At 70.2% G+C, this 21,417-nt stretch carries 17 protein-coding genes; 10 read left to right on the forward strand and 7 right to left on the reverse strand.

The window, feature by feature from the left end:
• Positions 1 to 15 precede the first annotated feature (15 nt).
• The 5 genes from ACPA54_RS03200 (at position 16) to ACPA54_RS03220 (ending at position 4,505) form a co-directional block, all read left to right on the forward strand.
• Entirely contained in the window at positions 16 to 765 is a 750-nt protein-coding gene (locus ACPA54_RS03200) for an SDR family oxidoreductase (RefSeq protein ID WP_423526515.1), read from the forward strand.
• Between the two features lie 89 nt (positions 766 to 854).
• A complete protein-coding gene (locus tag ACPA54_RS03205; protein WP_423526517.1) occupies positions 855 to 1,031 on the forward strand; it encodes a hypothetical protein in 177 nt (58 codons plus the stop codon).
• Positions 1,028 to 2,824 (forward strand): ferritin-like domain-containing protein, encoded by a 1,797-nt coding sequence (locus tag ACPA54_RS03210; protein WP_423526519.1) that lies wholly within the window; start codon positions 1,028 to 1,030, stop codon positions 2,822 to 2,824. The genes ACPA54_RS03205 and ACPA54_RS03210 overlap by 4 nt, the downstream gene beginning before the upstream one ends.
• On the forward strand, positions 2,821 to 3,786 hold the full coding sequence (locus ACPA54_RS03215) for an alpha/beta hydrolase (RefSeq protein ID WP_423526521.1): 966 nt from the start codon (positions 2,821 to 2,823) through the stop codon (positions 3,784 to 3,786). The genes ACPA54_RS03210 and ACPA54_RS03215 overlap by 4 nt, the downstream gene beginning before the upstream one ends.
• Positions 3,783 to 4,505 (forward strand): alpha/beta fold hydrolase, encoded by a 723-nt coding sequence (locus ACPA54_RS03220; protein ID WP_423526522.1) that lies wholly within the window; start codon positions 3,783 to 3,785, stop codon positions 4,503 to 4,505. The genes ACPA54_RS03215 and ACPA54_RS03220 overlap by 4 nt, the downstream gene beginning before the upstream one ends.
• 90 nt (positions 4,506 to 4,595) lie before the next feature.
• Here ACPA54_RS03220 and ACPA54_RS03225 read toward each other — a convergent pair whose 3' ends face one another.
• Together ACPA54_RS03225 and ACPA54_RS03230 are read right to left on the reverse strand one after the other, a co-directional pair.
• A complete protein-coding gene (locus ACPA54_RS03225) occupies positions 4,596 to 7,364 on the reverse strand; it encodes a helix-turn-helix transcriptional regulator (protein ID WP_423526524.1) in 2,769 nt (922 codons plus the stop codon).
• Positions 7,365 to 7,516: 152 nt separating this feature from the next.
• A complete protein-coding gene (locus tag ACPA54_RS03230; RefSeq protein WP_423526526.1) occupies positions 7,517 to 8,284 on the reverse strand; it encodes a PP2C family protein-serine/threonine phosphatase in 768 nt (255 codons plus the stop codon).
• A gap of 413 nt (positions 8,285 to 8,697) precedes the next feature.
• On the opposite strand from ACPA54_RS03230, the gene ACPA54_RS03235 reads away from it, so the two are divergent.
• The 4 genes from ACPA54_RS03235 (at position 8,698) to ACPA54_RS03250 (ending at position 13,812) form a co-directional block, all read left to right on the forward strand.
• On the forward strand, positions 8,698 to 9,612 hold the full coding sequence (locus ACPA54_RS03235; protein WP_423526528.1) for a sigma-70 family RNA polymerase sigma factor: 915 nt from the start codon (positions 8,698 to 8,700) through the stop codon (positions 9,610 to 9,612).
• Positions 9,613 to 9,707: 95 nt separating this feature from the next.
• A complete protein-coding gene (locus ACPA54_RS03240; RefSeq protein WP_423526530.1) occupies positions 9,708 to 12,476 on the forward strand; it encodes an ATP-binding protein in 2,769 nt (922 codons plus the stop codon).
• A 242-nt stretch (positions 12,477 to 12,718) separates the two neighbouring features.
• Positions 12,719 to 13,417: a sigma-70 family RNA polymerase sigma factor gene (locus tag ACPA54_RS03245; protein ID WP_423526532.1), complete on the forward strand. Its 699-nt coding sequence runs from the start codon at positions 12,719 to 12,721 to the stop codon at positions 13,415 to 13,417.
• On the forward strand, positions 13,414 to 13,812 hold the full coding sequence (locus ACPA54_RS03250; protein WP_423526534.1) for a WhiB family transcriptional regulator: 399 nt from the start codon (positions 13,414 to 13,416) through the stop codon (positions 13,810 to 13,812). Before ACPA54_RS03245 ends, ACPA54_RS03250 begins: the two co-directional genes overlap by 4 nt.
• A gap of 58 nt (positions 13,813 to 13,870) precedes the next feature.
• On the opposite strand, the gene ACPA54_RS03255 is transcribed toward ACPA54_RS03250, so the two are convergent.
• From ACPA54_RS03255 to ACPA54_RS03265, 3 genes are all read right to left on the reverse strand, one after another.
• Positions 13,871 to 15,364, reverse strand: coding sequence for a ferritin-like domain-containing protein (locus tag ACPA54_RS03255; RefSeq protein ID WP_423526536.1), 1,494 nt, complete (start codon positions 15,362 to 15,364; stop codon positions 13,871 to 13,873).
• Between the two features lie 805 nt (positions 15,365 to 16,169).
• The gene (gene msrA / locus ACPA54_RS03260) at positions 16,170 to 16,685 is read right to left on the reverse strand and encodes a peptide-methionine (S)-S-oxide reductase MsrA (protein WP_423526537.1); all 516 of its coding nucleotides are present in this window, start codon (positions 16,683 to 16,685) and stop codon (positions 16,170 to 16,172) included.
• A 111-nt stretch (positions 16,686 to 16,796) separates the two neighbouring features.
• Complete coding sequence (locus ACPA54_RS03265; RefSeq protein WP_423526538.1) at positions 16,797 to 17,624, reverse strand: alpha/beta fold hydrolase; 828 nt, start codon at positions 17,622 to 17,624, stop codon at positions 16,797 to 16,799.
• Positions 17,625 to 18,055: 431 nt separating this feature from the next.
• On the opposite strand from ACPA54_RS03265, the gene katG reads away from it, so the two are divergent.
• The gene (katG, locus tag ACPA54_RS03270; protein ID WP_423526540.1) at positions 18,056 to 20,299 is read left to right on the forward strand and encodes a catalase/peroxidase HPI; all 2,244 of its coding nucleotides are present in this window, start codon (positions 18,056 to 18,058) and stop codon (positions 20,297 to 20,299) included.
• A gap of 138 nt (positions 20,300 to 20,437) precedes the next feature.
• Here katG and crcB read toward each other — a convergent pair whose 3' ends face one another.
• The gene (crcB, locus tag ACPA54_RS03275; protein ID WP_423526542.1) at positions 20,438 to 20,809 is read right to left on the reverse strand and encodes a fluoride efflux transporter CrcB; all 372 of its coding nucleotides are present in this window, start codon (positions 20,807 to 20,809) and stop codon (positions 20,438 to 20,440) included.
• Entirely contained in the window at positions 20,806 to 21,282 is a 477-nt protein-coding gene (locus tag ACPA54_RS03280; protein ID WP_423526544.1) for a fluoride efflux transporter FluC, read from the reverse strand. The genes crcB and ACPA54_RS03280 overlap by 4 nt, the downstream gene beginning before the upstream one ends.
• Positions 21,283 to 21,417: the final 135 nt, after the last annotated feature.

The raw sequence follows: 21,417 nt of genomic DNA on the forward strand, positions 1-21,417 counted from the left end.
GAACGAGGAGCTGACATGAAGATCGTGGTCATCGGCGGCACCGGCCTGATCGGTTCGAAGGTCGTCGCCCTGCTGGGCGAGCACGGGCACGAGGCGGTCGCGGCGGCGCCGAACACCGGGGTGAACACCCTCACCGGCGAAGGACTGGCCGAGGTCATGAAGGGAGCGAACGTCGTCGTCGACGTCTCGAACTCCCCGTCGTTCGAGGACACAGCCGTGCTGGAGTTCTTCACCACCTCCACCCGCAACCTGCTGGCCGCCGAGAAGAAGGCCGGGGTGGAACATCACGTGGTGCTGTCGGTGGTGGGCAGCGACCGCCGTCCCGACATCGGCTACTTCCGGGCGAAGACCGCGCAGGAACAGCTCGTCAGGGATTCGTCGATCCCGTTCTCGATCCTGCACGCAACGCAGTTCTACGAGTTCGGCCGGCGGATCGCGGACGAGGCGACGACCGGGAACGAGGTGCACATCGCCCCCGTCGCGTTCCAGCCGATCGCCGCCGAGGACGTGGCGCGGGCCGTGGGCCGGACGGCCGCGGGCGCGCCGTTCAACACGATGATCGAGATCGCCGGGCCGAACCGGTACCGCATGGACGAATTCTTCCGGAAGGCCCTCGTGGCGTGGGACGACCCGCGCGAGGTCGTCACGGACCCGCAGGCGCACTACTTCGGCGCGGTACCCGACGAGTCCACCCTCGTCCCCGTCGACGGCGCCATCCTCGGCGAGATCTCCTACCAGGAGTGGCTGCAGCGGTCCGGTGCCTGAGCGCCTTCCCGACCCGAACCAGGTCCGCCCTGCCCCGCGTTCACGGCGGTGAACGCGGGGCGGGGCCGCCGACCCACCCTGGAGGAGCAATGCCCCCCGCTGCCCGCGACGACGAAGACGCCGAGCTGGTCCTGGAACTGACGATGGCAGCCCGTGGTCTGTTCGGCGCGCTCTTCGACGAGATCGAGCACGACCCCAAAGGGCCGCCGGCCGAGCAGGCCCCCGGGGATGCCGACCGGTCCGGCCGTGAAACGAGAGACCGATGAGCGCTCCGGTACGGCAGCGCTCCGTCCGCGGCACCGCGGCACCGCGGATCGCCACACTCGATGAACTCCGTGAACACCTTCAGTGGGCAGTCGAGTTGGAGCACGCGACGCTGCCGCAGTACCTGTGTGCGCTGTACTCGCTGGACCAGCAGAGGAATCCCAAGGCCGTCCGGGTCGTGACCGGCGTCTTCGTGGAAGAAATGCTGCACTTGGCCTTGGCCGCGAACCTGCTCAACGCGGTAGGCGGCCGACCGCGGTTGGACACGCCGAGGATGCTGCCGCCGCACCCCCGGCGCCTGCCGCACGGCGACCCGTCGTTCGAACTTTCCCTGCTCCCCTTCGGCCCCAAGGCCCTCGACCAGTTCCTCCGATTGGAGCAGCCCGCTCCGCCGGACGCGCCGGCCCAAGCCGACGGGTACGCGACGATCGGCCAGTTCTACGCCGCCGTCGAGGACGGCTTGCGCGATCTGTGCGCCGACCTGGGGGAAAAGGCGGTGTTCTCCGGCGACCCCGCCCGCCAAGTGCGGGATCGCCATTTCCGGAATACGGCCGGACGGCTGGACGGAGTCGGCGATCTCGCCTCGGCGTTGAAGGCCCTCGAGGAGATCGTCGACCAGGGCGAAGGCCTGTTGCGCGGTGAGGTGTGGGATGGCGACCGCGACGTCCACGACCCGGACCGGGCGGAAGTCGCGCACTACTACCGGTTCCAGGAGCTGCGGATCGGGCGCCGCTACCGGCGCGGTGACACCCCGCAGTCCGGGCCCACCGGCGAACCGCTGCGCGTGGACCCCGAAGGCATACGCCGGATGCGGCCCAACCCGCGTCTTGGCGACCACCCGCCCGGCAGCCCGATCCGCGACGCGCAGGACGAGTTCAACCGCACCTACGGCGATCTCCTGCACCAGTTGGAGGAGTCGTTCAACGGCAGCCCCCGGCTGCTCGCGGTCGCGACCGGCACGATGTACCGCCTGCGTCGGCAAGCCGAAGCGCTCATGGCCATGCCCGACGGCGAGGGCACCACGGCAGGGCCCACCTTCGACTACGTCGCGCCCGAACAGCGTGGCGGCGGTCGGCGGCCCGACAGCGGACGGCGGATCGTCGTCCTGCCCGACGGCCCTTACCTCGTCTACGGCGGCGTCCCGCTCCGCCGCAAGACCAAGATCGTCTCCCCCGAGAACGACGACGCGCTGACCTGGCGGACCGGCCCCGACCTGACCACCGAGCCGACCTACGCGCTCTGCCGCTGCGGCCGCTCGTCGGCCAAGCCGTTCTGCGACGGCACCCACGCCTTCGTCGGCTTCGACGGGACAGAGAACGCCGTCGTCACGCCCTACCGCGAACTCCAGCACGTGCACGACGGCACCGGTATCTCGGCGCAGCGCGTCGGCGAGTTGTGCATTCACGCGGCGTTCTGCATCGGCGCAACACGGCCGATCGCCAAGATGCTCGACGACACCGGAGACCCCGACATGCGCGCGAACATCATGGGGCGCATCGACCACTGCCCCTCCGGTTCCTACACCTACGCGCTGGAACGCGGCGGCGAGACCGTCGAGGTCGACCTGCCGCAAGCCGTGTCCGTACTCGAAGAAGAGCACGGCCTGGCGAGCGCGCTGTGGGTGACCGGCGGTGTCCCGGTGCACCGCGCGGACGGCCGACCGCTGGAAACACGCAACCGCACGACCCTGTGCCGCTGCGGCCACTCCTCCGGCAAACCGCTGTGCGACGGCACCCACCGCGCGATCGGTTTCCGCGAGGAACCCGGCACCCCGATTGAAGGAAGGACACCATGACCCGCCATGTCCTGGAGCAGTCGGCGCAGGCGATCGCCGACGCGGCGGCGCAGCCTCCGTTCCTGTACCAACTGGAACCGGAGGCGGCCCGCAAAGTCCTGGACGACATCCAGGCCCAGCCGGTCGCCGCACCCGATGTCGACGACACCTGGCTCACCGTTCCGGCCGAAGTCGGTGACGTACGGGTCAGGATCGTCAAGCCCGCCGGAACGGCCCAGGAGGTGCTGCCGGTCGTCCTGTACGTGCACGGCGGCGGCTGGGTCCTCGGCAACGCGGGCACGCACGACCGGCTGGTCCGCGACCTCGCCGTAGCCGCACACGCCGCAGTCGCCTTCGTGGAGTACGACCGCTCGCCGGAAGCCCGCTACCCGGTGGCGATCGAACAGGCCTATGCTGTCGCGCAGTTCCTGACCGCGAACGGCGCCAAGGGCAATCTGGACACCTCCCGTATGGCGATCGCGGGTGACTCCGTCGGCGGCAACATGACCGCTGCCTTGACCCTCATGGCCAAGCAGCGCGGCGACGTGACGTTCGTCCACCAGTCGCTGTACTACCCCGTCACCGACGCCGCCCAGGACACCGACAGCTACCGCGAATTCGCCGACGGCCCATACCTCACGGCCAAGGCCATGGCGTGGTTCTGGGACGCCTACACCACCGATCCCGCTCAACGCGCCGAGATCACCGCGTCGCCGCTCCGCGCCACGTTGGACGAACTCTCGGGACTTCCACCTGCGTTCGTCATCGTCGACGAGAACGACGTACTCCGCGACGAAGGCGAGGCCTACGCCCGGCGGCTCGCCGAGGCGGGCGTTCCGACCACGAGCGTCCGCTACAACGGGACCCTCCACGACTTCATGATGCTCAACCCCGTCCGGGACACCCAGGCCACGACTGCCGCGGTCGCGCAGGCCGCGGCAGTCCTCCGGCACGTACTGCACAGCGGAAAGGACGCGTCGTGAAGACCACCGACAAGCCCGTGATCGTCCTCGTCCACGGAGCCTTCGCCGAATCGGCGAGCTGGAACCGTGTCATCCGGCTGCTGAACGACAGCGACCTGCGCACGGTCGCGGCCGCGAATCCGCTGCGCGGCCTCGCCGAGGACGCCGCCTACCTGCGCGACGTCGTCGAGGGCATCGACCAGCCCGTCGTCCTGGTCGGCCACTCCTACGCCGGCATGGTGATCAGCCAGGCCGCGGCCGACCTCGCGGCGGTGCGATCCCTGGTCTACGTCGGGGGGTTCGCCCCCGAAACCGGCGAGTCCGCCATCCAGCTGTCCGCCAAGTTCCCCGGCAGCACGCTGCGCGACGTGCTGACCGCCTACCCCGTCCCGTCGGGCGGCATCGAATTCCGGATCGCCGACGCGCATTTCCACCAGCAGTTCTGCGCCGACGCGGACGCCGACGAAGCCGACCTGATGGCGGCGACGCAACGCCCGGTCACCGAGCGCGCGCTGACGGAAGGGCTGACCGGCACACCGGCTTGGCGGACCATCCCTTCGTGGTTCGTCTTCGGAGGGATGGACCGCAACATCCCCGCCGAGGCGCTGCGGTTCATGGCCAAACGCGCCGACTCGCGCGGGACCCGCGCTGTCGCCGGCGCCTCGCACGCAGTTGCGGTGAGCCGACCGGAGGAAGTGGCCGCCACGATCCTCGACGCGGTCGACGGACCGCAGGACTGAGCGGCGCGCCGACCGGGGCGTGCCGTGCGGAAGCACTCCGCGCGGCACGCCCCGTTGTTCGGCGTTGCGGAGGCCGAGGCGGTTCGGCCGCTATCTCCCCAAGACGTCCGGGAGCGCTCGACGCGAGCTGATGCCGAGTTTTGTGTACACCTTGCGCAAATGCCATTCGACGGTGTGGGGGCTCAGGAACAGCTCCGCACCGATCTTCGCGTTCGTCATGCCGTCCGCGGCAAGCGCCGCGACCTGCGCCTCCTGGGGCGTGAGAGCGCTCGTGTCCTTGGTCTCCCGGACCGCGACGTGCTCGCCCGTGGCAAGCAGCTCACGGCGGGCCCTCTCGGCAAAGGCGTGCGCCGGCATCCTTTCGAACATCTCATGGGCGGTGTGCAGGTGTTCCCGGGCCTGCGCGCGGCGGCGGCCGCGGCGCAGCCACTCGCCGTACAGAAGGTGAGTGCGCGCGACCTCCACGACCACCCCGCCGCGGCCGAACTCCTCGATCGCGGTGCGGTAGAGGCGGTCCGCCGCGTCGCCGTCGGCGAGGAGCGCCCCGCTGCGGGCGGTCGCTCCTCGGGCCCATCCGGATTCGGCGGCCCGCGTGAGTTCCGTCAGCCGGGCCAGCGAGGTCCGGGCCTGGTCGAACTCGCCGCACCGGGTCGCCGCCTCGATGTGCTCCACCAAGGAAAGTCCGGTGAAGTTGAACCCGTCGTGTTCAATCCCCGTTCGAGCCGCCACTGTGGCTTCTTCGTAGCGTGCCAGGCCGTTGAAGAGCACGCCTTGGATGTACCCCATCGCGCCGATCAGGGACACCTCGCCCCGTTGTACGGCGCTTTCCCTGGTCTCTTCGACGATGGCGGCGGCGATGTCGGCCTCTCCGCGCCATGCGGCCAAGACGAGCGTGGCGTACTTGTGCGGGGCGTGACCGGTCGCGGCCGCGATCGCGTCGGCTTCGTCGATCATCCGGTCCGCCTTGGCGAACTCGCCGTAGTGGATGTGGACCCCGCCGGCGTAGATCAGGGCCGGCGGCAGTGCGCCGAGCGCGCCGATGTCGCGTGCCAGGCGCACCGCACGACTCGACAACGCGTCCCATGCATGAAGGTCCCAGGCGTGGTGGATGAACGACTCGATCGCGACGGGGGCCAGCAGAAGCCAGCGCACGGTCGCCTCCCGGGTGTCGAGCTTTTCGCCGGTCAGCAGGTCCAGCGCCTCGTACAGGGCCGGGACTCCGATCTCGGGCCCGTCCGCGAGAAGACCTGCCACCCCGTCCAGGAGTCGATCGGCCGCCGCGGAGCCCGAGGACGGCGCCCCCGACGCACGCGCGGCGATCGCCGCAGCCCGGGCACCGCTCGGACCGTGGACCCGGCCCGCGAAGATGGTGGCGCTGATCGCCTCCAGGTAGGTCTCCCCTGCCAGGGGCGACGAGGCGGCGGAGAACTGCGCTGCCGCGTCGAGGAGCAGGGGTGCCGCCTCGTCGCTGCGGCTGCGGGCGAAGAGGATTCTGGCCCGCAGCCGGGAAAGGCGGGCGTAGTCCAGAGGGCCGAGGGCATGCAGGTCGGCTACGGCCGCCAGTTCCGTGGCCCGTTCCGGTGCCGCGGCGGAGAAATACGCCTCGGCGGCCGCGAGAGCACGGCGCGCCCGCGGCCCGGGATCCGGCGTCAGTTCCACCGCGCGTTCCAGCAGAACCGCCTCGGCCGCGATACCGCCGCGCTGCCGCGCGCGGTCGGCGGCCTGTTCCAGGCCCGCGGCCACCGCCTCGTCCGGTCCGTCGGCCGCCTGCGCCGCGTGCCAGGCGCGTCGGTCGGGGTCCAGAACCGGGTCCGTGGCCTCGGCCAGCGCCCGGTGGGCCGCCCGGCGTTCCGCGGGTTCCGCCCGGCGGTAGACCGCCGAACGGACCAGCGGGTGCCGGAAGCGGACCGACTCGCCGAACTCGATCAGACCGGCCGCCTTGGCCGGCGCGGCGTCCGGGGTGATGTGCAGAGATGCGGCGGCCCGGGTCAACAGGCGCACGTCGCCGATCGGTTCCGCCGCGGCGACCAGCAGCAGGGTGCGGGTCGCCGCAGGGAGGGCACCGAGCCGTTCGGCGAAGTCGCGTTCCACCCGGCCTGCGACCGGCTCCCGGAGGCCCGGGAAGCTCGACGAGTCGAGGCCGTAGGCCAGCTCGGCGGCGCTGCGGCCGCGGGAGAATTCGAGCAGGGCGAGCGGGTTGCCGTGCATTTCGGCCACGAAGCGGTCCCGGACCCGTCCTTCCAGCCGTCCGCCGACGGCGCTGTCGAGAAGCTCTCCGGCCGCGGCTGTGTCGAGGCCGGTCACCCGCAGCGTCGGCAGACCGCCCAGCGCGGCTTGTCCTTCGGGATCCCGGACCGCGAACGCCATCGCGACCGGTTCCGCGAGGAGTCGCCGTGCCACGAACTCCAATGTCTGCAGAGATACTTGGTCCAGCCAATGGGCGTCGTCGACCAGGACGAGCACCGGCCGCGCCTCCGATGCCCGGGTGAGGAGTGTCAGCACGGCAAGGCCGACGAGGAAACGGTCGGGCGGGTCGCCGGCCGCCATCCCGAATGCCACGCACAGGGCGTCGCGCTGGGGTTCCGGAAGCTCGTCGAGCCGCGTCAGGAACGGTGCGCACAGCTGGTGCAAGCTCGCGTACGGCAGTTCCATGTCGGCCTCGATGCCGTGCGCCCACGTCACCTGAACCCGTGAGGCCCGAGCGGCCGCGTACTCCAGAAGCACCGACTTCCCGATGCCCGCCTCGCCCCGGACGACCAGAACGCGAGGCCCGCCCGTGCGCAGACCCGCGAGCAGGCCGTCGAGCGCCGCACACTCACGATGCCGGCCGACGAGGCCGAGAGGCGGGCTGGCGCGCATGCTCTGCGGCTCCTTGGGAATCCGGGGAATCCCCCCCAGGGTTTTGGGACGGCCTTTGCCACGTTACCCAAGGCAGCCCCGGCACTCCGCACGGAAAAGCTGTGATGACTTCCACGCCGGGAAAGGCCCGGGGGACGTCACAAAACGAGGCTCTATCCGGTCGCTCGGGCACCGTCCCGCCGGATTCGGCGGTCACAGGTCAGGTGAAGGACGGTGACATCGTCGGCCAAGCCGCCGAACGGAGCGGCCATCAGCGACACGTGGTGCACCAAGGCGTCGACGAACGCCTGCGACGGCAGGCTCGCGTAGCGGGCCGCAAGGCCAAGGAGTCCCTGTTCGCCGAGTCGTCCGCACGGGGTTCGGCCCTCGTAGAGGCCGTCGGTGAGCAGCACCAGACCGTCCCGGTCCGACAGGGCCATCTCGTTCTCGTGCCAGTCGCCGAGACCGGGGAACAGGCCCAGCGGGATGCCGGGCTGCGGGTCCACCCACCGCACCGTGCGGCGATGCCTCTGCAGAAGTCCGGGGTGGCCGGCGCTGATCATGCGAAACGCGCCCTGGTGCGGCCGGAGGACCAAGGAAAGAACCGTGGCAAAGGTGTCCTCATTCGGCCGTTCCTCGACCAGGACCCTTTCGAGCAGGCGCAATTGGTCCAGCGGCTCCTGCCCGCACAGCACGGCGGCGCGCCACGCCAGGCGCAGATGGACACCGAGGGCGGCTTCGGCCGCGCCGTGCCCGGACACGTCGCCCATCACGGCATGCACGGTGCCGTCCGTGGTCTGCACGACATCGCAGAAGTCGCCGCCCAGGAGCGTGTGCGAACGGCCGGGGGTGTAGTGGAAAGCGGTCGCGAAGCCGTCACCGTGCGGCGCCGGCCGGGGCCGCAGGCCCTGCTCCAGCACCGCCTTGTCCCGAGTGATCATGTCGTAGTCCGCTCTCGTGACCGGACCGGGCCGGCCGCGGCCCCGCCGGACCGGTGCCGCCTCCACGGCGGAATTTCCCAAGCCGCGCGATTTGGTGCCGAGACCATATGGCCGCGGAATGGGGCCCCCTGTGTTCGGCCCCTTTCTCGGGTTTGCGGATTCCGCGGTGCCACGCGCGAATTTCGGTGCGGTTCTCGGAACGCTCACCCTTTTCTCCTGTCCGGGTCGGCCCTTCGATCATGAGACAGCGGGCGTCCCCGATCTGTGACACGGCGCCCGCTTCCGCAGCGGTGCCGCCCGCCGTCCCGCGGGCGCTCCTTTCGTCGCGGACTGGACGAATGCGCGGCTTTGCTGCACCTTGTGATCGCGCCCCCGGACAACCCGGTGGCCCGGGAAACGGAGTCGGCAGGAGCATGCGCCCAGAGGCATCCGCGATCGAGGAGGACCTCGGCGAGGCTGTTGCCACGTTCACGAAGCTGCGGCCGCGCCTCTACGGCATCGCGTACCGCGTGCTGGGCAGCACGGTGGAAGCCGAGGACGTGGTGCAGGAAGCGTGGCTGCGCTGGCAGCGGACCGACCGGTCCGCGGTGGTCGACCCCGCCGCGTTCCTGTCCAGTACCACAGTGCGGCTGGCCATCAACGTGGCCCAGTCGGCCCGCGTCCGGCGCGAGACCTACGTCGGCCCCTGGCTGCCCGAACCCGTGGACACCGCCATCGATCCGATTGCCGAGGCAGAGCCCACCGATGCCCTGGAGCTCGCGCTGCTCCTCGTGCTGCAGAGGCTCACACCGACGGAGCGGGCCGCCTACGTGCTGAGGGAAGCATTCGGCTACGCCTACGCGGAGATCGCGGAAATGCTGGGCCTCTCCCCCGTCAACGCCCGGAAGATCGTGAGCCGGGCCCGCAAGCACCTCGCGGACGACCAGCACGGCAGCGTCGACAACCGCGAGCACACGAGACTGCTCGAAGCCTTCATCGCGGCCGCCCAGGACGGAGACGTCGCTTCGCTGGAGGCGCTCCTGACGCCCGACGCCGTCAGCCTGTCCGACGGCAACGGGCTGCGCGGCGCCTCGCGCATCCCGGTCGTCGGCCGCGCCCGTGTGGCGAACATCGCGTCCGCGCTTCCGCGGCTCTGGCCGGGCGAGGCCCGCGTCGTCGAGGCCAACGGGAGGAGCGCGGTTCTGCTGTACCAGGGAGAGCAGCCGATCGTCTTCATGACGATCGCAGCCTCGGACCAGGGCATCCACCAGGTGCTGTGGGTGTTCAACCCGAGCAAGATCGCCGCCTTCATCGGTTCGCGCAATCGCTTCGCCACCGTGCCCCGGTGAGCGGCGGACCCGGCGCTCAGGGCGCTTACGGAGGGGATGGCCGCGCGAACGGATTTGCGAAGTCGCCGCCTCCCTATACGCTCACTGGAGTGTTCGTGCAAGGTAGGAACCCGGGCCTTCGCCTGCAAGGCCGGCAAAGCGAACGTGCGGTGCTGGACCGACACTTGGCCAAAGTGCGGGCCGGCCGAAGCGCCGTCCTCGTGCTGCGGGGCGAAGCCGGTATCGGGAAGACCGCGTTGCTGGAGTACGCGGCCGACCGCGCCGATGGCTTCCGCGTGGTGCGGGCGGCGGGCGTCGAGGCCGAGATGGAGTTGGCCTTCGGCGGCGTCCACCAACTGTGCGCGCCCTTCCTCGGTCACCTCGGGCGTCTCCCCGATCCCCAGCGCACGGCCCTGGAGACTGCCTTCGGCATCAGCGCAGGGACACCCCCGGATCGTTTCCTCGTCGGCCTTGCGGTTCTCAGCCTGCTCGCCGAGGTGTCACAAGAGATGCCGCTCGTCTGCCTGGTCGACGACGTGCAGTGGCTCGACCGCGTTTCGGCGCAGGTCGTCGCGTTCGTTGCCCGGCGGTTGGCCGCGGAGCGCGTCGGGCTGATCTTCGCCGTGCGCGAGCCCGAGGGTGAGCGTGCCCTCGAAGGGCTGCCGGAGCTGGCGCTCGGCGGACTGAGCGAACCCGAAGCCCGCGCCCTCCTCAAGTCGGTGCTCCCCGGCGGCTTCGACGACACGGTCCGGAGCCGACTCCTCGCCGAGGCCCGCGGCAACCCGCTGGCGCTGCTGGAGCTGCCGCGTGCCTCCTCCCCCGCGGAGATCGCCGGAGGCTTCGCCTCGCCAGACGTACAACCGCTCTCCAGCACCCTGCGGCACAACTTCGCGCTACGGGTCCAGGCGCTGCCCGCGGAGACCCGTCGCTTTCTGCTGCTGGCGGCGGCCGAACCCGTCGGCGACGTCTCCCTGCTCCGAAGCGCCGCCGACGTCCTCGGCATATCCATGAACGAGGCGGCTCCCGCTCTGGCGGCCGGGCTGCTCACGATAGGCACCCGGGTGCAGTTCCGGCATCCGCTGGTACGCACGGCCGCCTACCACGCGGCGGAGCATTCGGAACGCCGGGACGCGCACCGGGCATTGGCCGAGGCCACCGACGCCGGATCCGACCCCGATCGCCGGGCATGGCATCTGGCACGGGCCACGGAGGGACCGGACGAGGACGTGGCCCGAGAACTGGTGGGCTCCGCCGACCGGGCCCAGGCACGAGGCGGTATCGCCGCGTCGGCGGCCTTCCTGGAACGAGCCGTCGAGCTGACGCCCGATCCCGCCCGCCGGAGGACCCGGGCGCTGGCGGCGGCCCGGGCCAAGTACCTGGCGGGCGCGTTCGACGCGGCGCTCGAACTGCTGAGCGTGGCCGAGCTGGACACCCTCGACGATCGGCAGCGCGCCCGCGCCAGCCTGCTGCGCGGACAGATCACCTTCGCATCCCGCGGCGCCGGCGCCACCGTGCCGCTGCTGCTCACCGCGGCCAAGCAACTCGAGCCACTCGATGTCGGCGCCGCACGCGAGACCTACCGTGACGCCTTCTACGCGGCACTGACGGCGGGCCGGATCTCGACCGGGCCCGGCCTCGAGGAGGTCGCCGCCGCGGTGCGCACCGCGCCGCAGCCGCCGTACCCGGCGACCACGGACCTTCTGCTCGACGGCCTCGCCGTGGCGACCACGGACGGATACACCGCGGGCGCCCTGCAGCTGCGGTACGCCTTGAGCACGTTGAAGTGCGGCGGGTTCACCGCGGACAAAGCGTTGAGCTGGCTCCCGTTCGCCTGCCGTATGGCCCACAACGTCTGGGACTTCGAGGTCTGGAGCATCCTGGCCGAGAAGCTGGTCCATCTGGCACGCGAGACCGGGGCCCTGTCGGTGCTGCCGTCGGCCCTCCTGCTCCACCTCGCGACGCGGGTCTTCGCCGGAGACCTCGCCGACGCGGACTCGCTCGCCGCGGAGGCGGCGACGATCGCGGAAGCAACCGGCAGCCATTTCCTGTCCCACTACGGGTCGCTCGTGATCGAGTCCTGGAGGGGACGCGAGGCCGAGACGCTCCAGGCGATCGAAACGGTCTCCCTCGACGGCAACCTGAGCGGCGAGGGCAAGGTGCTCACCGCGTCGCAGTGGGCGCTGGCGGTTCTGTACAACGGTCTCGGCCGGTATGAGGAGGCATGCGCCGCGGCCGTGCAAGGCTGCGCCTACCCTCAGGAGCTGGGGCTCGCCCTTTCCTCCCTGTCCGAGCTGGTGGAGGCCGCGGCTCGCAGCGGACAGCACGGCCTCGCGGCCGAGACTGCCGCCCGCCTCACGGAGATCGCGCAGGCCACCGAGACAGCGTGGGCGTCGGGCACCGCGGCGGCCGCGCGTGCGCTGGTCGGCGAAGGCGACGCCGCCGAGGCCCACTACCGGGAAGCCATCGAGACGCTCAAGGGCACGCAGGTGCGGACGGCACTGGCGCGCACGCAACTGCTGTACGGCGAATGGCTGCGCCGTGAGAACCGGCCCGGCGACGCACGCGAACAACTCTCCGCCGCCTACGCGATTCTCGACGAAGGCGGCATGGAAGCCTTCGCCCGGCGTGCCCGCCAAGAGCTGGAGGCCACCGGCGAAACGGTGCACACGCGCACGGAGCGCAGCGACGCGGCGCTCACGCCGCAGGAAGCGCAGATCGCGCGTCTGGCGGCCGAGGGGCTGACGAACCAAGAGATCGGCGCGCAGCTCTTCCTCAGCTCGCACACCGTCGAGTGGCATCTGCGGAAGGTGTTCACGAAGCTCGGGATCAAGTCCCGCAAACAGCTCGGCGCGGTGCTCCCGGGCGGCAAGCCGGCGCCTTCCTGACCTCCGGCTGTCCGCTCTTCCCGGGTGCTGCTCGCTCCGCAGCTCCGCGCCCTCTGCCGGGCGCGATCGTCCCTACGCGGCAACGCGCTCCCCCGTGGGCACTCGTTCGGACCACGTGGTGACCACGGGGTGACCACGGGGTCGCCTACGGACGTTCCGGGGCGCGACGGATCGACTGCCGGCGCGAACTTGGTATCGGCGGCCTTGAGGCCGCCGATACCAAGGCAGCAAAGGAGCCGATCGTGGACACATCTGCGATCACAACCCGGCAGAGCCCGCAGACGGCGACGGTCACCGCCGCATCCGCGACGGCCGAACTGAACGACGCCACCCACGTGTTCGTCAGCGCCCGCCCCGGGCTGCTCAAGATCGCCGGCCGGATCCTCCGAGATCCGGGCGACGCCGAGGACGTCATCCAGGAGGCGTGGCTGCGCTGGCAGGGCACGGACCGCGCCGTCGTCGCGAACCCGCTGGCGCTGCTCAGGACGACGACCGTTCGGCTGTCCATCAACCTGGTCAATTCGGCGCGGAGGCGGAGCGAGTCCAGTGCCACGCCCTGGCTCCCGGACTCGGCGGACAACGGCACGGCCCCGGAAGCACTCGCCGAGCAGCGGGAGGGCGTAGAGCAGGCAGTACTCCTGCTGCTCCGGGCCCTGACGCCGAAGCAGCGTGCCGCGTACGTGCTCCGCGAGGCGTTCGGCTACTCCTACGACGAGATCGGCGAACTCCTCGGCTTGACGGTCGCCAACGCGCGACAGCAGGTCTCCCGCGCGCAGGAGAGGCTGCGCAACCGCCGTCACCAGCAGCAGGTCGACCCGGACGCCCATCGGCGTTTGGTCCAGGCGATCGTCGTGGCAGCCCGGACGGGCGAACTCCGCGGTCTGGAAGCGGCACTCACCGACGACGGCGTTGCCCGGTGGGACGAGGCGGCCTGCGCATGAGAGAGCCTGCGCATGAAACAGCCCGCGCTACCGACGCCGACCGTGTGACCGCCCTGCGGGGCGGCGCCGGCAGGACCCGCTCGACCCGTGACGAGAAAGGAAGCGCTGCCGTGTACTGGCGCGAAAAGGCAGCTTGCCGAGACTCCGATCCCGACCTCTTCTTCCCCATCGGCAGGGCCGGACCGAATGCGGTCCAGGTCGACGAGGCGAAGGCTGTCTGCGCCGGCTGCCCCGTCAAGGACACATGCCTGGAATGGGCGCGGAGCTTCGGCCCCGTGGAGGGCATCTGGGGCGGCACGACGGAGAGCGAGCGCGGCCCGGCACGAGTCCGGCTGCGCTCCGCAGTGCGGAGCCGAGCGGGGGGCGAACGGCTGCTGCACCGGAAGTCCGCGTAACGCGACGAGGCGCCCGGCTGTGGTGACAGCCGGGCGCCTCGGGCGCGGGAGACCTGGTTCAGCGACGGTCCTCCGGGCGCACGTAATCGAACGTCGGGCCCGCCCTCAGGCCCTCGCCGTCGGGCATCGCCATCAGCGCCCGCGCGTTCTTCTCGAGCGCGTACATGGCCCGCACCGCCATCTTCAGCATCTCGGGCTCGCCGTCGAACGCGTGCTCCAGGAACTCAAGCACCTCGCAGTACGTCTCGTTGAACGCTTCCTGCGCGGTGCGGATCTCGCTGCCGACCGGGTGATCCTCCAGCCGCGGGTTCGGGCGGACCGGGTACACACCGGCCGGGTCCACCGCAACCACCTCGCCGGTAGGACCGGTTGCCGGTGTGTCACCGGCCTGGTAGCGGCGCCCCGCGGCGAGTTCCTGAAACCGGTAGTAGTGGGACACGGCCTTGGTTTGCGGGTGGAACATGTCCATGTCCCCGTCCCATACGTCGGTGCGAGCCGCGCCCTCACCTTGCTCGACGATCTCCTCCAAGGCGGCAAGCGCCGTGGCAAGGTCGGTGACCGGGCTCAGCTTCCCGCCCGTGTGACCGAACGGGCCCGCCGTCACCTGCCGCGCGGGATCGCCGACGAAGACCTTCTCCTCGCCGAGTTCGGCGCAGAGGCGGCGCAGTCCGCTCTCGATCGCGTCGTAGAACTGGCCGATCGTCTCGTAATTGTCGCTCTCCCCCGGGTCGCCCGGGTGCGCCGGCTGCTCGAGTCGCAGGAACATCGCAAGCGCCCCTTTCCCGAATGGAAGCAAGGACAGCTCCATGGCGGGATCGGCGTGGGGTACCGGCCGCGGGTACGGCGCGAGCATCTGCGGCGTGTCGATGTGCGGCCGTCCGCCGACCGCGTTCAGCAGGTTCGCGGCAAGCGCGAGATGGATCATCTCCTCCACGAACACACTGCTCAGCAGCTCCACCGCCTGCGCGTTCCGGTTCGGGTCGAGCGAATAGAGCGCCGTGAGATAGGGCGGCAGCGTGGCGTGTTCCAGCTCGATGGCCCATTGCAGGTGCTCGCGCAGGCTTTCCACCGTGGTGATCCCGCGGACGTCGGCATCGCCGCGACGGTCGGCCTGATTCATCTGCGGGTACCGCAGGTGCCGTCGCTCGGCCAACTCCTCCTCGCCGACCACGGTCAGAACGGGAGTGCCGGTCGGGGCGAACATGGTCACCACCAGCTGCGACTGCGCGTCCGCCAGGTTGTTGGCGCCCTGGTAGTGGATGACGTCACCCCCCGGCTCGCACAGGGCATCACCGGCTTTGAGCACCCTTGGCTGCTGCCCCTCCAGTTCGAACAGGATCTCGCCCTGGGTCACGTAGCCGAACACGGGCCCGGGATGCCGGTGCGGCGGCGCCCCGGGATCACCCGGGGCCAAGGTGACACGAATCGTCCGCGCCTCGGCCTCGGCAGATATCCGGGCCCCCGCTTCCGGCAAGGTCGCGACCACCTCGACGCCGGGTGGCAAATGTGCGTGCTCAGCGCTCATGGGTTTCCTCCCAAAGGGTTTGCTCACCAGGACAGGGCGGCCTCCCCGTTTGTGACAGGAATCCGCTTGCGACAGGCATTCGCGTTGAACCGGCCGTCGGCTCCCGGTGCCGCGCCGACGACCGTCACAGCCGGCGCTCCCGCCCGGTCTGCTCCGGAGAGGACGAGCAAACAATGGAAGCTGTGCGTGAGACCCCAAAACTCGGCGGCGGCAGCCGCCGGCTTCTCCACGGCACCGGGCCTGCACCCGCATGCGGTGCTGTGGTTGCGCCGCAACCTCGTCCGACGCCGCCATCGAGCACGTCACCCGGCTCATTCATGTCATCGGCACCACACGGCGCCCGACCGCCGCACGCGCTGCCCTAATCGCCCGGAACCTGGTCGCCGACCTCGAAGAAAGAGCACCAAGACCGCATTCCTGATGCGGTCAAGGCGCGTTGCACCCGCACCTGCCGCCACCAACTCCCCGACCGCACCCTGATCTTGGAACCAGCGCTCCAACGGCTGCGCATGTGCCGGCACGACAATTCGGAGGGCGTCAAAACACGCGCGAGCCGACACCCTCGGCACATGCCAACCTTTGTGGCCGGTACGGAAGCGCTCCTCATGATCAGCGGCAGACCCACAGTGGCGTCACCTGACCAGGTCCCATACGCCTCGTCTGCCGACACGGAGTTACAGGATGTGTCGGAGTGGGAGCGGGTGCCTCCGGGCGATCCGATGTCCCGGGTGGCCTCCGACACCACACTGCCGCGCGCGGTCAGCACCCAGGTGAAGGCGTCCGGCGCGGAGGAGAGGGAGATCCCGCGGTTGGACGCCGCGTCGTTGCGCGGTCAGGCTTGCTCGCCTGCGGGGAGCCGCCAGTCCGGGCGGGGGAAGTGGCAGGTGTAGCCCTCGGGGTACTTGACCAGGTAGTCCTGGTGTTCGGGCTCGGCTTCCCAGAAGTCGCCCAGGGGTTCGACCTCGGTGACCACCGGGCCTGGCCACAGTCCGCTGGCGTCGACGTCCGCGATGGTGTCCAGAGCCACCTTTTTCTGCGTGTCGTCGGCGTAGTAGATCGCGGACCTGTAGCTGCGGCCGATGTCGTTGCCCTGCCGGTTCGCCGTCGACGGATCATGAATCTGGAAGAAGTACTCCAAGAGGCGCCGGTAGCCCACCTGTTCAGGGTCGTAGAGGATTTCGATCGCTTCGGCATGGTCGCCGTGATTGCGGTATGTGGCGTTCGGGGTGTCGCCACCGGCGTACCCCACGCGGGTGGAGAGAACGCCGGGCAGGCGCCGGAACAGGTCCTGCATGCCCCAGAAGCATCCGCCCGCGAATACGGCCCTGTCCGCTTGTCGGTTTGCCACGTGCATCCTCTTTCCGCGCCGGGGTGGGTGGGTAGCGCCGCCGTCCATGGGAACGCGACCGGGGCGCGGCCACGTCGTGGCCGCGCCCCCTGAAGTCCTGGGCGGTCCGACCTACTTCTTGAGGAACGCCAGGAGATCCTGGTTGAAGCGCTCCTTGTCGCCCGGGACCACGGCGATGCCGTGCGAGCCGCCCTCGTAGACCTTGAGTTCGGCGTCCGCGATGATCTTCGCCGACTTGCGGCCGGTGGCGTCGATCGGGACGACCTGGTCGTCGTCGCCGTGCACGACGAGTGTCGGGACGTCGAACTTCTTCAGGTCGTCGGTGAAGTCCGTGTACGCGAACGCGTCGACGCACTTGACGCCGCCCTCGATGGTCTGCGCCATCGCCATGTACCAGAAGGCGTCCTTGTTGCCCTGCGTCACCTTGTTGCCCTGGCGGTTCGCCGAGAAGAACCCTACGGCGGTGTCCTTCCAGAACTGCGAGCGTTCGTTGAGGATGCCGTCCTTGATCTGCTGGAAGACCTCGTCCGGCACGCCTTCGGGGTTGTTGTCGGACTTGATCATGATCGGCGGGACAGCCGACAGCAGGACCGCGGACCGGATCCGCTCGGTGCCGTGGCGGCCGATGTAGCGGGCGAGTTCGCCGCCGCCCATCGAGTGCGCGACCAGCGTCACGTCACGCAGGTCGAGGCCCGTGATCAGGTCGTTCAGGTCGTCGGCGAACGTGTCGAAGTCGTAGCCGTCCCACACCGGGGTGGAACGGCCGTGCCCGCGCCGGTCGTGGGCGATGCCGCGGTATCCCGCGTCGGCCACGGCCTTCAACTGGTCTTGCCAGGCGTCGCCGTTGAGCGGCCATCCGTGGATGAACACCACGGGGCGCCCTTGACCCCAGTCCTTGTAGAAGATGTCGACACCGTCACGCGTCGTGCAGACAGGCATGCGCCGGTCCTTTCGCTGGAGTCGCCGGGACCGCGGCTCGGCCGCGCGTCCCGCGTTCCCGCCGACGGTTGTCGGCGGCGTCCCCTCCCCGCTCAAGACGATCAAGCGTCGCCACGCTTCGCAACTCAAGAGATGACTCTCCGTAGTCGCATTTTCACACGTATGGCAGACGGGCCCATCGTCTCGGGGTCGCGCGGGCGGCCGGAACGCATGAGGTCGGCGGGCGCGACGGCCGGGCGCAGAGCGGGGGCCCGAGCCCCGAATCCACTCGTTCGTATCAGGTCGCGAAGAGCGGTGAATGAGGCGAAATATGCATCATTACGTGATCATTTGTTGTCAAGGGTTACTTCAGGACCCCCAGTCTGGTCAGTTCCCATCCCGTTCCGCCCCCGAGGGGCGCTCATCCCGGATTGAAGGCCTTGATGTCGGACATGCCTCAGGACCATGACGACCTCGACATGAACGCCGCGCTGCCTGCGAACACAGGCTCGAGCGAATGCCCCGCCGCGTGGGCGGGCGCGGACCCGCGACGGGGCGACGGTATCCGCCATTGGTGGCCCGACCGCCTCAATCTCGCGATCCTGGACCGTCACCGGCCCGCGCCGGGCCCGTACGGGGCGGACTTCGACTACGCGGCGGCGTTCAGCGCTCTCGACCTGCCCGAGGTGAAGCGGGACATCCTCGCGGTTCTGACCACCTCGCAGGACTGGTGGCCCGCGGACTTCGGCCATTACGGGCCCTTCATCATCCGGATGGCGTGGCATCTGTCGGGGACTTACCGGGTCACCGACGGCCGCGGCGGCAACGGCGCCGGCCTGCAGCGCTTCGCCCCCGTCAACAGCTGGCCCGACAACGTGAACCTCGACAAGGCACGCCGGCTGCTCTGGCCGGTCAAAGAGAAGTACGGGCGCGCGTTGTCGTGGGCCGACCTCATGGTGCTGTCCGGGAACGTCGCGCTGGAATCGATGGGCTTCCAGACGTTCGGCTTCGGCGGTGGCCGCGAGGAGGTCTGGGGTCCCGACGAGGCCGTGTACTGGGGTCCCGAGACGACCTGGCTCACCGACGAGCGGCACGAGGACGACGGCGAACTGCAAGCTCCGCTCGCCGCCGACACCATGGGCCTGATCTACGTCAACCCGGAAGGCCCACGCGGCAATCCCGACCCCATGGCGTCCGCCACTGACATCCGCGAGACGTTCGCGCGCATGGCGATGAACGACGAGGAGACCGTCGCCTTGTGCGCCGGGGGCCACACCTTCGGCAAGACCCACGGAGCCGCCGCCGTGGACCGTCTGGGACCCGAACCCGAGGCCGCGCCGCTGGAAGAGCAAGGCCTCGGTTGGCGCAGCGACTTCGGCAACGGCAACGACACGATCACCAGCGGCCTCGAAGTGATCTGGACGGACACCCCCACGCGCTGGGACAACCGCTACTTCGAGATCCTCCTCGGCTACGAGTGGGAACTGACCCGAAGCCCCGGTGGCGCCCACCAGTGGACGCCCAAGGGCGGCGCGGGCAAGGACACCGTGCCCGACCCCCACGACCCGTCCAAGCGCCGTACGCCGGCCATGCTCACCACCGACATCGCCATGCGCGTGGACCCCGACTACGCCCGGATCTGCCGCCGTTTCCTCGACCACCCCGACGAGTTCGCCGACGCGTTCGCCCGCGCCTGGTACAAGCTCACCCACCGTGACATGGGCCCGATCTCCCGCTACCTCGGGCCCGAGGTAGCCGCCGAACATCTCGTCTGGCAGGACCCGCTGCCCGATCCGGTCCACGCCCCGCTCGACGACGCGGCGGTCGAGGAACTCAAGCGCCGCGTGCTCGCCTCCGGCCTGCCGGTCGCCGACCTGGTGTGGATCGCCTGGGCATCCGCCTCCACATTCCGCGGAAGCGACAAACGCGGCGGGGCGAACGGCGCGCGCGTCCGCCTGGAACCGCAGAGCGGCTGGGCCGTCAACGAACCCGAGCGACTGTCCGCCACACTGCACGCTCTGGAGGACGTCCAGCAGGCGTTCAACAGCGAGCGCGCTCCGGAACGGGGCGTCTCCCTTGCCGATCTGATCGTGCTCGCAGGGTGTGCCGCGGTGGAGAAGTCGGCACGCGACGCGGGCCACCCGGTGCGGGTGCCGTTCGCCTCGGGACGGGTGGACGCCTCTCAAGAACACACCGACGTCGACGGGTTCGGCTACCTGGAACCCGCCACGGACGCCTTCCGCAACTACCTCGGCAAGAACGGCTCCCTTCCCGCCGAATACCACATGCTCGACCAAGCCGACCTGCTCCGGTTGACCGCACAGGAACTCACCGTGCTGATCGGCGGCATGCGGGCCCTCGGCGTGACCTATCAGGGGTCGTCGCTCGGGGTGCTCACCGACCGGCCCGGCATTCTCACCAACGACTACTTCGTCAATCTGCTCGACCAAGGCACCAGGTGGGCGCCCACCGGCCCCGAAGCCGCGGTCTTCGAAGGCCGCGACCGGGCCACCGGCAAGCCTCGGTGGACCGCGAGCAGGACCGACCTCGTCTTCGGATCCAACGCCGAGCTTCGCGCCCTCGCGGAAATCTACGCAAGCGCGGACGGACAAGAGTCACTTGTCCACGACTTCGCCGCAGCGTGGGCCAAGGTCATGGACCTGGACCGCTTCGACCTGACGCCTCACCACGCCTGACCCCGGCCGCCCGGCGCTCGACGCAGGATCCGCGCCCGCGCAGCCTCCCCCGGCAGCCGTAGACACAGTCAGGCTGTCGGGGCAGGCTGCGCGTGCTGACGCCTGATTGCCGGACGCGACCGGCATTGCCGGGGGCAGTCACCACACCGCGGTGCCCACGCGCCAGCCGATCCAGCTCAGCGCAAGGCCCGCCGCCACAGTAGCCAGCACGTACACGACCGCCACCGTGGCCCGATGCCGCATCAGGAGGCCCGCGGCCTCGAACGCGAACGTCGACAACGTCGACAGGGCCCCGCAGAAGCCCACCGCGACCAGCGACTGGATCCATTCCTGCGGCACCCGCATCTCGGCGGCGATGCCGAACAGCAGCGCCGCGGCGGCGTTGACGGTGAACGTGCCCCAGGGAAAAGGTCGTTCCCACGTCGGCTTCAGGAACACCCCGACCCAGTAGCGAAGCGGCGCGGCGACCGCCGCACCCAACGCCACCAGCAGCCAGTCCGCGGCGCTCACTCGCGTGGCCGGCGGGTCAGGTGCTCGACGAACGCGTAGGCTACGGCCGCCGCTGCGATACCGCCCACCACGGTGGCCGCGGCGTAGGAAGCGGCCGTGGCGTAACGTCCGGCGGCCAGCAGCGCGCGGACGCCGCCGGAGAACGACGAGAACGTCGTGAAGCCGCCGAGGAAGCCGCTGCCCAGTACCGGTCCCGCCCACAGAGACGGATGCGTGCGGCAGTGGAGGACGCCCATCAGCACGCCCATCGCGAAACAACCGGAGAGGTTGACCCAGAGCGTCGTCGCAGGAAACCCGGGCACGGAGTCGGGCGTCCATCTCGCCAGGGCAACGCGTGCCGCGGCACCGGCGGCGCCGCCGCCCGCAACCATCGCCGTCACCGCCCACGGCCGTTGGGAAGGCGCGCCCGGCCCCGGCCGATGATGGGGGAACAGATGCGGGAAGAGCCCGATCTGATGCGGGCGGAGCGCCATGCAGCCCACCCTAGGACGCCCCGATCTTCGCTTCTCGGGGCGGCACACGGAAGTCACCACAACAGCCCATTCCGCGACGCGCATGTCCCCGCCACCGCCCACCGCTCCGACGCGGGCGGCAGGTTGCGGCGTTCG

Source organism: Uniformispora flossi, assembly GCF_049534875.1.
In the GTDB taxonomy this organism is placed as follows: domain Bacteria; phylum Actinomycetota; class Actinomycetes; order Streptomycetales; family Streptomycetaceae; genus Yinghuangia; species Yinghuangia aomiensis.